Here is a 12,647-nt window from a genome sequence, read left to right on the forward strand (position 1 = left end):
TTAAAATTACTGTTTTTTTAATAAGTATGCTTAAAAGTTTTAAGATTTTATTTTTAATAATTTAAAAATCTGCATTTTGAGGGGTTCTAGGAAATGGTATTACATCTCTAATATTGCTCATGCCTGTTGTAAATTGTACCAATCTTTCGAAACCTAATCCAAAACCAGAATGAACAGCTGTGCCATATTTTCTTAAATCTAAATACCACCAAAGTTCTTTTTCATCTATATCTAAGGCCTTCATTTTTTCTACAAGAACATCATATCGTTCTTCTCTTTGAGATCCTCCAACAATTTCACCAATACCAGGAAACAATACATCCATGGCTCTTACTGTTTTACCATCATCATTTAAACGCATGTAAAAAGCTTTTATATCTGCTGGATAATCAAAAAGAATAACAGGGCATTTAAAATGTTTTTCTACTAAAAAACGTTCGTGTTCAGACTGTAAATCTGCTCCCCATTCATTTATAGGATACTTAAATTTCTTCTTTTTATTTGGTTTCGAATTTCTTAAAATATCAATTGCTTCTGTATAAGAAACTCTTTTAAAGTTATTATCTACAACAAATCTTAATTTTTCTAGAAGACTTAATTCGCTTCTTTCTGCTTGTGGTTTGCTTTTATCTTCTTGTGTTAAGCGTTGGTCTAAAAAGGCTAAATCATCTTCGCACTTTTCTATAACATAGCTAATTACATACTTTATAAAGTCTTCTGCCAAATCCATATTGCCATCTAAATCCATAAAGGCAACTTCTGGCTCAATCATCCAAAATTCTGCTAAATGACGTGTGGTATTCGAATTTTCTGCTCTAAATGTTGGTCCAAATGTATAGGCTTTTCCTAAAGCCATTGCAAAGGTTTCTGCTTCTAATTGACCAGATACTGTTAAGTTTGTTTCTTTGCCAAAAAAGTCTTTAGAGAAATCTATTTTACCATCTTCTGTAAGCGGAGCCTTATTTTCTTTAAAAGTAGTAACTCTAAACATTTCTCCAGCACCTTCGGCGTCAGAGCCAGTAACAATAGGTGTGTTTACGTAATTAAAGTCTCTTTCTTGAAAATATTGGTGCACAGCAAAAGAAAGTTTAGATCGTACACGCATTACGGCGCTAAATGTGTTTGTTCTTACCCTTAAGTGGGCATTTTCTCTTAAAAACTCAAAACTATGTTTTTTAGGTTGAATAGGATATTCGTCTGGGTTAGAGTCTCCTAATATTTCAATTTTAGAAACTTGCACTTCTAAAGATTGCCCCTTTCCATTACTTTCGGTTAATGTACCTTGTAATGAAACTGAAGCACCCGTATTAATTCTTTTTAAAATTGATTCATCGGTATTTTCGAAGTCGATTACACACTGAATATTATGTATTGTAGAGCCATCATTTAAAGCAATAAAACGATTACTTCTAAATGTTCTAACCCAACCCTTTAGTGTTACTTCTTGTAAAATTAGGCCTTCAGAATTTAATAATTCGGCTATGTTTTTTTGTATCATATTCTTATAAATAATAGTGAAAGAGTTTTTTTATGTTACTAAACAGTGACTTTTAAATTAAAATTTTACGTTTATATCAAAAAATTTAAAAAAGTAAAGATACTTTTTTGACAGAAAATGAACAATGATAATTTAAAGTAGTTTTATAATATTTTAGGGGGAAAACCCTTATTTTTTGAGAGAATTAAAAAGTTATATTTGAAGTATTAAAAATACTTACTCGAATTTTATTATTTAATATTGATATAAATTCCCGTTATTTTTATTTTTTGTTAGATTTAAATCGGTTGCTAGTCTTTAGCAATCGATTTTCAATTTTAACAGTATATAAATTTATTTTTTTACCTCCTTTTTACCTTCTTCCGTTGGAAAAATTTTCATTTTTGGCTCTTTAAAAACTTTTTTATTAGCTATCTTTTTCTCAAAAGTCAATAATAAAGAGGGTAATAATAGTAAGTTAGACACCATCGCTAAGAGTAAGGTTATAGAAACCAAACCACCCAGTGCTATTGTACCACCAAAACTAGAAAGTGTAAAGGTTAAAAAACCAAAAAACAATACAATAGAAGTGTAAAACATACTAACGCCTGTCTCTTTTAAAGCTGCGTAAACAGAAGGTTTTATTTTCCATTTATTGGCCATTAATTCTTGCCTGTATTTTGCTAAAAAGTGAATGGTGTCATCAACAGAAATACCAAAAGCGATGCTAAAAACAAGTATGGTAGATGGTTTTATAGGAATATCTAAAAAGCCCATTAAACCTGCAGTAATAAGAAGCGGAAGCATATTTGGTATTAAGGATATAAAAATCATTTGCGGAGATCTAAACATCCAAGCCATAAAAATTGCAATTAATAAGATTGCTAAAGACAAAGAGATAACAAGGTTTTTAATTAAATAATTAGTTCCTTTTATAAATACAAGAGCTTTACCGGTTAAAGAAACTTCGTATTTATCTGCCGGAAATTCTTTAGCAATTACTGCTTTTAATCTTTCTTGAATAACATCCATTTTAGCGGTGCCAATATCTTTCATAAAAGTTGTAATTCTAGCATAACGTCCTGTAGAGTCTACAAAACTTTTAAGCATTCCTGCATCGTTATTCGAGTTTTTAGTGTACGCAAAAATATAACTCTGCTCTTGAGAGGTTGGCAATTGATAATATTTTGGATTTCCTTTGTAGTAAGCTTGTTTAGAGTACTTTACTAAGTTGGTAACCGACAAGGGTTTTGATAGTTCTGGAAAACTTTCGATGGCTTCATTTATCTTCTCCATCTTTTTTAGCGTCGATAATTTCATGACACCTTTTTCTTTCTTAGTGTCTATTAAAATTTCTAAGGGCATAATACCACCAAACTCTGTTTCAAAGAATTTTATATCTTTATAAAACTCGAGACTTTTAGGCATGTCTTCTATTAAGCTTCCAGAAACTCTAATTTGGTAAACACCAATAATTCCAGAAATTATAATGATTACAGTGGCAAAGTAAATAGTAATTCTTCTGTTTTTTACCATTTTTTCCATCCAATCAACCACATTTTCAATCCATTTTCTTTCTAAATGGTTCAAGTGTTTTTTCTTAGGAAGCGGCATAAAACTATATAAGATAGGAATTATAAGAAGCGCTAAAATAAAAATACTAATAATGTTTACAGAAGCTAAAATACCAAACTCTCTAAGTAGGCTACTTTTTACAAATACAAAGGTTGCAAAACCAGAAGCAGTTGTAATATTTGTCATTAATGTAGCATTACCAATTTTAGAAATTACCCGTTGTAATGCTTTTGCTTGTTGCCCGTGTTTTTTTATTTCTTGTTGATATTTATTAATCAGAAAAACAGCATTAGGAACCCCTATTACAATAATTAAAGGTGGTATTAATGCAGATAAAACAGTAATTTCATATCGGAATAAACCAATAAAGCCAAAGGCCCAAGTAACACCAATCATTACCACTAGTAAAGTGATAAATGTTGCCCTAAAAGATCTAAAAAAGAAGAAGAAGATTATTGCAGTAATTCCCAAAGCACCTAAAACAAAAAGTATTATTTCGTCTTGTATGTTTTGTGCATTTAGTGTTCTTATGTATGGCATGCCAGAAACACGAATGTTAACATTGTGTTCTTTTTCAAAACTTTTTATTTGAGGTATTAAAATGTTAAAAATAAAATCTCTACGTTTTGGCGTATTTATAATCTCTTTTTTAATGTAAATAGCAGTTTGTAGTGTGCCTGTTTCCTTATTAAATAGTAAGTTCTCGTAAAAAGGAAGTTTTTCAAAAAGCTGATTTTTTATTTTAGTAACTTCCTCAACTGTTTTAGGTTCTTTTTCATATAAGGGTTCTAAAACAAATTTTCTTTTTTTTCTATCTGCTTTCAATTTTTGAATATCAGCAATAGAAAGTGTAAAATCTATCTCTTCTAAACTATCAAATTTTTGGACTAAATTATTCCAAGCATTAAATTTTTTAGGGGTAAAAACAGTTGCATCTTTTATTCCTAAAATAACGAGGTTTCCTTCTTCTCCAAAAATTTCTAAAAATTGGTTGTATTGTAAGTTTGCTTCATGGTCTTCTGGTAGCAGATTAGCTTCTGTATACGAAAACTTCATATACTTCATTTGTGTTGCTAGTAAGCCAGTAATAATAGCGATACAGAGTAATACTAAATATCTATTTCTTAGTATTAGACCTGCAATCTTTGTCCAGAAGTTCATAAAATTATTATTTATGTAATATAGTTTATACGTCTTTTATGGTAAAAAAAAAGAGTGTTGTAAAACACTCTTTTTAATGTCTATTAGGTTTTTAAACCTTCATTATTTCTACTTCTTTTGTAGCAAGCATTTCATCTATCTGCTTTACAAAAGTATCGGTCATTTTTTGTACATCATCTTCTGCAATTTTTTTCATATCGTCAGAAATTTCTGTTTTCTTAATATCGTTGTTAGCGTCTTTACGCGCATTTCTAATACCAACCTTTGCATGTTCAGCTTCGGCCTTGGCTTGTTTTGCCAAACCAATCCTTCTTTCTTCAGTTAAAGGAGGTACGTTTATCATTATTACATCTCCATTGTTCATTGGGTTAAACCCTAAATTTGCAAGTTGTATTGCTTTTTCAATTTCTTGCAACATGTTTTTTTCCCAAGGCTGAACACTAATCGTTCTTGCATCTGGCGTGTTTACATTTGCTACTTGGCTTAATGGTGTTTGAGATCCATAATAATCTACCATTACATTGCTTAACATTGCAGGGGTTGCTTTACCAGCTCTTATGGTTCTTAGTTCTTTTACTAAGTGCGCTATCGCGTTGTTCATAGCTTCTTTAGCTGAGTCAAGAATAAATTCTATTTCTTCATTCATTAGTAATAAATTTTTTAATTATTTGCATCAACAATAGTTCCAATTTTTTCTCCTGATATCAACTTTAACAAGTTGCCGTTTGTGTTCATATCAAAAACAATAATTGGTAGTTTATTTTCTTCACTTAACGTAAAAGCGGTCATGTCCATTACTTTTAAACCTTTTTTAATAACATCTTTAAAAGTTATTGTCTCAAATTTAATAGCATTTTTGTCTTTTTCTGGATCTACGTTGTAAATACCATCTACTCTTGTACCTTTTAAAATAGCATCTGCATCTATTTCTATGGCTCTAAGTACTGCCGCAGTATCTGTTGTAAAATAAGGGTTTCCGGTACCTGCCCCAAAAATAACAACTCTTCCTTTTTCTAAGTGACGAATAGCTTTTCTTTTGATATATGGTTCTGCTACCTCTTTAATTTCTAAAGCAGTTTGTAATCTTGTATGCACACCTTCATCTTCAAGTGCACTTTGAAGTGCTAAGCCGTTTATACAAGTTGCTAGCATTCCCATGTGATCTCCTTGTACACGATCCATACCATTTGCAGCACCTGCAACACCTCTAAAAATATTTCCACCACCAATTACAATGGCAATTTCTATTCCTTTTGCTACAACCTCTTTTATTTCTTTTGCATATTCAGACAATCGTTTTGGATCTATTCCATACTGTCTATCTCCCATTAATGCCTCTCCACTTAATTTTAAAAGAATTCTATTGTATTGCATAAAGCTTTTAGATTTTTAGGCTTTTTAATATTAGTACCTGCGCAAAATTACAATTTTTTTTTCAGTTTCCTTTTTATGATAAATAAAAAAACCTCGCAAATTTGCGAGGTTTTTAGTAGTAATGTTATTAGGGTTTTTATCCTAAAGTAACTCTTTTAAAAGTACTAACTTCTACATCGCCATAAGTAGCAACATATTGAGCAACATTTTTCTTTTCGTCTTTAATAAAAGCTTGGTCTAACAAACACTGCTCCATATCTAGAGTTGTATTGTCTGCAATAAAACGCTCCATTTTACCTGGTAAAATTCTATCCCAAATTTGTTCTGGTTTTCCTTCAGCTTTTAATTCTGCTTTTGCAGCTTCTTCAGCTTTTGCTAAAACTTCTTCAGATAATTGAGACATAGAAATAAATTGAGGTACATTTTTCAATGTTTTACCTAATCTTCCTAATTCAATATTATCTTTTTCAATAACAGCAATTCTAGCTTCTGTCTCTGCGGCAACAAATGCAGGGTCAAAATCTTTATAAGATAAAGATGTTGCACCCATAGATGCTACTTGCATTGCTAAATCTTTCGATAAAGTTTCTGCATTATCTACAGCACTAGATAAACCTACTAAAGCAGCAATTTTACCAATATGTGTATAAGCACCAACATAAGCAGCTTCAATTTTTTCGAAAGCAGTTATTTCTAACTTTTCACCAATTACACCAGTTTGTTCAACTAGTTTATCAGCTACTGTCATTCCGCCAAAATCTGCCGCTAAAAATGCATCTTTATCTGCACAGTTTAATGCGATATCTGCAAATTGATTACCTAAAGCAACAAAGTTTTCGTTTTTACCAACAAAATCTGTTTCACAAGCTAAAACAATAGCAACACCTGCAGTTTTATCTGCATTTATCTTAGTTACTGCAACACCTTCTGTAGATTCTCTATCAGCTCTTTTTGCAGCAATTTTCTGACCTTTTTTACGTAAAATGTCTATTGCTTTATCAAAGTCTCCAGCTGCTTCAACTAATGCCTTTTTACAGTCCATCATTCCTGCGCCAGTTGCTTCTCTTAATTTTTTAACATCAGCAGCACTTATCTTTACTGTTTCCATGTTATCTATTTTTTAAATGATTGTTATTTTTTTTCTTCTGCAGGTGTTTCGGTAGTAGCTTCTGTTTTAGGAGCTTCTGCTTTCGATTCTTTAGCTTTAGGAGCTGCTTTCTCTGCTTTAGGAGCTGCAACTTCTTTTACTTTTTCTTTATCTGCTTTTCTGTCTGATAAACCTTCTGCGATAGCATCGGTAACAAAAGTTAATACTTTGTCTATAGATTTAGATGCATCGTCATTTGCTGGAATTACAAAGTCTACTAATCTTGGATCAGAGTTTGTATCTACCATTGCAAAAATTGGAATGTTTAATTTTTGAGCTTCTGCAACTGCAATGTGCTCTTTTTTAATATCAACCACAAATAAAGCACCTGGTAAACGAGTCATATCAGAAATAGAACCTAAATTCTTTTCTAATTTTTCTCTTTGACGGTTAATTTGTAATTTTTCTCTTTTAGATAAAGCATCAAAAGAACCATCTTGCTTCATTCTATCAATATGAGCCATTTTTTTAACAGCTTTTCTAATAGTAACAAAGTTGGTTAACATACCACCTGGCCATCTTTCTGTAATGAAAGGCATGCTTACTGCTTTTGCTTTGTCTGCAACAATATCTTTTGCTTGTTTTTTTGTAGCTACAAATAAAATTTTACGTCCAGAGTTTGCAATTTTCTTTAAAGCTTCTGCAGTTTCTTCTATTTTTGCTGCGGTTTTATACAAGTCGATGATGTGAACACCATTACGTTCTGTATAAATGTATGGAGCCATGTTTGGGTTCCATTTTCTAGTTAAGTGTCCGAAGTGTACACCACTATCTAATAATTCTTGAATGTTTACGTTTGCCATTTTTAAAATGTGTTTACTTTCTGTTTTTGAAATCAATATACAAGTAGTCTTTCGAGTCTTATATATTTAGATGCTAAACTGTTTTTTATTAATTGTTTGTAATAATAACAGTTCTCGAGTTTGATAATAAATGCCGAAACAAGTTCAGCAAACCTATTAACGTTTCGAGAATTGGAATTTTTTACGTGCTTTCTTCTGACCAAATTTCTTACGTTCAACCATTCTAGGGTCTCTCGTTAATAATCCTTCTGGTTTTAAGATTGCTCTATGATCTGCATCAATAGCAACTAAAGCTCTTGTAATTGCCAAACGAATTGCTTCTGCTTGACCTGTTACACCACCACCATATACATTTACCTTAATATCATAAGATGTTAAGTTGTCTGTTAACATTAATGGTTGTTGTACCTTATATTGTAAAGTTCCTGTTGAAAAGTAACTTTTATAATCTTTTTTGTTTACCGTAATGTTACCTTTTCCTTCAGAAAGATAAATACGAGCAACGGCAGTTTTTCTTCTACCAATTTTGTGAACTGTATCCATTATTTTAAGTCGTTAAGGTTAATAGCTTTAGGCTCTTGTCCTGCTTGTTTGTGCTCAGTACCTGCATATACATACAAGTTTCTAAACAATGCTGATCCTAAAATGTTTTTAGGTAACATTCCTTTTACTGCTTTTTCGATTAATCTTGTAGGATCTTTCTCAAACATTTCTGTTGCAGTTAACGATCTTTGTCCTCCTGGGTAACCTGTATGACGAATGTAAGATTTGTCAGTCCATTTTTTACCTGTTAAAACAATTTTTTCTGCGTTGATAATAACCACGTTATCTCCACAATCTACGTGTGGTGTAAAGTTTGGTTTGTATTTACCTCTAATTAGCTTTGCTACTTTAGAAGCTAGACGACCCAACGTTTGCCCGTCCGCATCAACTAAAACCCACTCCTTGTTTACGGTAGCGCTGTTTGCTGATACTGTTTTGTAACTTAATGTGTTCATAATTACACTATTAGTTTTTGTAAATTAATAATTTATTTTTTCCTTAAAAAAGGAGTGCAAATGTAAGGCTATTTATTTAATTGACAAATAGTCATTTAAGTTTATTTAAACATTTTAATTTTGTAATTATCGTTTTCTAATAATTAACATATAATTAAGAAAAAAGAAAACTATTTTTGTGGGATATTTCTTTGAAAAATTCTTAAAATTCTAACCTAAACCAATGAAATTTCTACACATTTCTCTTTTAATAAGCATTTTCTTTGCATTAAATATTTCTGCTCAGAAAACAGAAAAGGCTGTGATAGAAAAAAGAATATACACCACAAAAAAATTAAAAAAAGTACCAGTTATAGATGGGCTAATTCAAGAAGACGCTTGGAGTGTAGTGCCTTGGTCTTCTAATTTTACCGAGAAAACACCAGATGAAGGTACTGCACCTTTATATCAAACTAAATTTAAGGTAATGTATGATGCCAAATATTTATACATTGCCATACGTGCTTTAGATAATGAACCGCATTTAATTCAACAAAGACTTAGTAGAAGAGATGGTTTTGCTGGCGATAGGGTAAATGTAATTATAGACAGTTACCATGATAAAAGAACTGCTTTTGTTTTTACAACTACCGCAGCAGGTGTTAAGGGTGAAGAATTTACGTCGCAAAACGGTGATAATTGGGACGATAGTTGGAATCCAGTTTGGTATACAGATGCAAATGTAGATGATAAAGGTTGGACCGCAGAAATGAAAATCCCTTTCAGTCAGTTGCGTTTTGGAAATGCAAAAGAACAAATTTGGGGTTTTAACGTAAACCGAACTATTTTTAGAGTACAAGAACGTTCTCTTTGGCAAAGAATACCTAACAATCAAGCAGGTTTTATAAGTGAAGCCGGAGAATTGCATGGTTTAATAGATTTAAAATCTCAAAAACAACTAGAAATTCAACCTTTTACTGTGATGCAATACGATGCGTATCCGGCTGAGTTTGGAAACCCATATAGAGATGGAAGCGATTTTAAAATAAATGCAGGTTTAGATGCAAAAATAGGAGTAACCAACGATTTAACCTTAGATTTAACTGTTAATCCAGATTTCGGACAAGTAGAAGCAGATCCAGGAGCAATTGCTTTAGATGGTTTTCAAATATTTTTTAGAGAGCAACGCCCATTTTTTGTTGAAAACAGAAATATTTTCGATTTCGAATTTGCCAATGGAAGAGATAATTTATTTTACAGTAGAAGAATAGGAAGAAACCCGCACAGAAGTGCTTCTTTAAACGAAGGTGAATTTTCAAAAGAACCACAAAACTCAAGAATATTAGGCGCTGCAAAGTTTTCTGGTAAAACACAAAATGGTTGGTCTTTGGGTGTTTTAGAAACTGTAACAGCCAATGAATATGCAGAAATAAAGCAAGTAAACGGAGAAACTAAAAAAGAGATAGTAGAGCCGTTTACCAATTTTTTTGTAGCAAGAGCTCAAAAAGATTTTAACGAAAGAAACTCTTTTTTAGGTGCAATTTTTACAGCAACAAATAGAAACTTAAATGGGAATTTTAATGAGTTACACAAAGCAGCATATACAGGCGGTGTAGATTATCAGCATAACTGGAAAAATAGAGACTATTATCTAGATGGTAATGTTATTTTTAGTCATGTTTTAGGTAGCCAAGAGGCCATAGAAAACACACAACGTTCTATTACCAGATTGTTTCAGAGAGAAGATGCAACCCACGTCTCGGTAGATCCAACAAGAACCTCTTTAACGGGTTCTGGAGGTAGAATAGAACTAGGAAAAGCCGGTGGTGGTAACTGGCGTTACAACGGAGGTTTTATTTGGCGATCTCCAGAATTAGAGTTAAATGATGTAGGCTTTTTAAGAAATACAGATGAAATGATTCAGTTTGCAAATGGATCTTATTTATGGCAAATACCTACAGATACCTATAGAAATATGTCTGTAAATGCAGAAGAATTAACAGAATATGACTTTCAAGGAAATTTAAACAGAATTCGTTTTGAGGGTTCTGCTGATGTAAACTGGATAAATAACGCAACTACAAGAATTGGTTTTGGCGCCAATTTTAAACGTTTTTCAAATTCTTTTTTAAGAGGTGGCCCAAGATGGAGAACAGCAAATAGTAGATATTTATTTACTTCTTTTGGTTCTGATGCAAGCAAGTTATTTAGCTACAATGTAAACTACTTAAATGTACATTCTGATGAAAATGTTTTGGGTAGAAATCGATATAGAATTGGTTTTGTGTATCAACCTACAGATGCTTTAAATATCACTTTTGAAAATCAGTTAGAAATTACAAAAGACAGGTCTCAATATGTAACTGTTGCAGATTTTGGGGCTTCTAACAGATATATTTTAGGAAATATTAAAAATGATGAGTTTACTTCTACTTTACGTTTTACCTACAGTATCAATCCTAATTTTTCTATTCAATTTTATGGGCAACCTTTTATTTCTAGAGGGCGTTTTTCTGATTTTAATTTTGTAAAAACTGCTGCTGCAGACTCATTTAAAGATAGGGTTAGTTTCTATGACGCGCAACAAATAAATGAAATAACAGATGCAAGCGGTACGTCTATTTTTACTGTTGATGAAAATAGAGATCAAACTATTGATTATCAATTTACCAATCCAGATTTTTCTTTTGTGCAATTGCAAACCAATCTTGTTGCTCGTTGGGAGTATATACCCGGTTCTGAATTGTTTTTTGTGTGGGCAAGAGGCTCTGTAGGTAATAGAGATTCTGCAGATTCTTTGTCTGACGGAATTAGAGAGCAAGTTTTAAATACGCCTGCGGAGGACACTTTTTTAATAAAAGCAACCTATCGATTTGTAAGATAAGTAGTCATTTTTTACGACAACAATATATTTATAAATTCAATAAAAAAGCATCCAAATTAATGGATGCTTTAAAAGTAATTAAGTATAATTTTTGTGCTATATAAAAACTCTCCAACCGTGTGGGTCTTCTGCTTTGTTTGTTTGAATATCTGTAATTGCTTTCTTTAGTTTTTGCGCAAAAGGTTCTGATAATTCTGGCAAATCATAATCGGTATCTTTGTAACCGAAACCTGCTATTGGAGAAATAACAGCAGCCGTACCTGCACCAAACATTTCTTTTAAACTACCACTTTGTGCCGCAGCAATAACTTCAGAAACTGTAATTTTTCTAACTTCTACATCTATGTTTAAGTCTTCAGCAATTTGAAGTACACTTCTACGTGTAATTCCGTCTAAAATACGATCGCTGGTCGGACTTGTAATTAGAGTATCATTTATTCTAATAAAAATATTCATCGCACCAGCCTCTTCAATATATTCGTGCGAATTATCGTCGGTCCATATTACTTGGTTGTAGCCTTTTTCGATGGCTAATTGAGTTGGGTAAAATTGAGCAGCATAGTTACCACCTGCTTTTGCAAAACCAACACCACCATTAGCAGCACGTGCATATTTTTCTTCAATTAAAACCTTTACTTTACCAGCAAAATAAGCACCCGATGGCGCTGTACAAATTACAAATTTATATTCGTTGGCAGGTGATGCATGAAATCCTAAACCAGATGCAAACATAAAAGGTCTTATGTATAAAGAGCTACCATCATTAGTAGGTATCCAGTTAGCATCTACTTCTAATAATTTGGTTAAACCATTCATAAAAATTTCTTCAGGAATTTCTGGAATCACCAATCTTTTAGCAGATTTATTTAATCGCTTCCAGTTTTCTAATGGTCTAAATAATAAAGACTTACCGTCTTTATCTTTATAGGCTTTCATTCCTTCAAAAATAGATTGACCATAATGAAAAATCTTTGCAGAAGGGTCTAAAGAAATAGGAGCATAAGGCTTAATAACAGGTGTTTGCCATGCGCCGTTCGTATAAGTACATTCTAACATATGATCAGAATATACGCTACCAAAAGGTAGGTTGTTAAAATCTACAGAATCGATCTTCGATTTTTCGATGCGTTGAATTTCTATATTAGATTTCATTCTATTAAGTTGAGTTAAAGCACAAATGTACATAAATTATTCATCTGACAACATACCTAATCATTGCTTTTACTGCTAAAAAAAATGTATTTTTGTG

At 32.0% G+C, this 12,647-nt stretch carries 10 protein-coding genes; 1 reads left to right on the forward strand and 9 read right to left on the reverse strand.

What is annotated here, in order from left to right:
• Positions 1 to 61 precede the first annotated feature (61 nt).
• The 8 genes from asnS to rplM all read right to left on the reverse strand — a co-directional run bounded on the left by asnS (position 62) and on the right by rplM (position 8,535).
• The gene (gene asnS, locus Q0678_RS11110) at positions 62 to 1,498 is read right to left on the reverse strand and encodes an asparagine--tRNA ligase (protein ID WP_299057854.1); all 1,437 of its coding nucleotides are present in this window, start codon (positions 1,496 to 1,498) and stop codon (positions 62 to 64) included.
• A gap of 333 nt (positions 1,499 to 1,831) precedes the next feature.
• The gene (locus tag Q0678_RS11115) at positions 1,832 to 4,213 is read right to left on the reverse strand and encodes an MMPL family transporter (protein WP_299057856.1); all 2,382 of its coding nucleotides are present in this window, start codon (positions 4,211 to 4,213) and stop codon (positions 1,832 to 1,834) included.
• A gap of 91 nt (positions 4,214 to 4,304) precedes the next feature.
• Positions 4,305 to 4,859, reverse strand: coding sequence for a ribosome recycling factor (gene frr / locus Q0678_RS11120; protein WP_299057859.1), 555 nt, complete (start codon positions 4,857 to 4,859; stop codon positions 4,305 to 4,307).
• A gap of 14 nt (positions 4,860 to 4,873) precedes the next feature.
• The gene (pyrH, locus tag Q0678_RS11125; protein WP_299057861.1) at positions 4,874 to 5,587 is read right to left on the reverse strand and encodes a UMP kinase; all 714 of its coding nucleotides are present in this window, start codon (positions 5,585 to 5,587) and stop codon (positions 4,874 to 4,876) included.
• Positions 5,588 to 5,723: 136 nt separating this feature from the next.
• On the reverse strand, positions 5,724 to 6,695 hold the full coding sequence (gene tsf, locus Q0678_RS11130) for a translation elongation factor Ts (protein WP_299057863.1): 972 nt from the start codon (positions 6,693 to 6,695) through the stop codon (positions 5,724 to 5,726).
• Between the two features lie 23 nt (positions 6,696 to 6,718).
• Entirely contained in the window at positions 6,719 to 7,537 is an 819-nt protein-coding gene (rpsB, locus tag Q0678_RS11135; RefSeq protein ID WP_299057865.1) for a 30S ribosomal protein S2, read from the reverse strand.
• A 156-nt stretch (positions 7,538 to 7,693) separates the two neighbouring features.
• Positions 7,694 to 8,080: a 30S ribosomal protein S9 gene (gene rpsI, locus Q0678_RS11140; protein WP_299057869.1), complete on the reverse strand. Its 387-nt coding sequence runs from the start codon at positions 8,078 to 8,080 to the stop codon at positions 7,694 to 7,696.
• A complete protein-coding gene (gene rplM / locus Q0678_RS11145) occupies positions 8,080 to 8,535 on the reverse strand; it encodes a 50S ribosomal protein L13 (RefSeq protein WP_299057871.1) in 456 nt (151 codons plus the stop codon). Before rplM ends, rpsI begins: the two co-directional genes overlap by 1 nt.
• Before the next feature lie 223 nt (positions 8,536 to 8,758).
• On the opposite strand from rplM, the gene Q0678_RS11150 reads away from it, so the two are divergent.
• Positions 8,759 to 11,398, forward strand: a complete 2,640-nt coding sequence (locus Q0678_RS11150) for a DUF5916 domain-containing protein (RefSeq protein WP_299057873.1) — start codon at positions 8,759 to 8,761, stop codon at positions 11,396 to 11,398.
• A 96-nt stretch (positions 11,399 to 11,494) separates the two neighbouring features.
• Here Q0678_RS11150 and Q0678_RS11155 read toward each other — a convergent pair whose 3' ends face one another.
• A complete protein-coding gene (locus tag Q0678_RS11155; protein ID WP_299057875.1) occupies positions 11,495 to 12,550 on the reverse strand; it encodes a branched-chain amino acid aminotransferase in 1,056 nt (351 codons plus the stop codon).
• Positions 12,551 to 12,647 lie beyond the last annotated feature (97 nt).

The organism is uncultured Polaribacter sp., from assembly GCF_947497125.1.
In the GTDB taxonomy this organism is placed as follows: Bacteria; Bacteroidota; Bacteroidia; order Flavobacteriales; family Flavobacteriaceae; genus Polaribacter.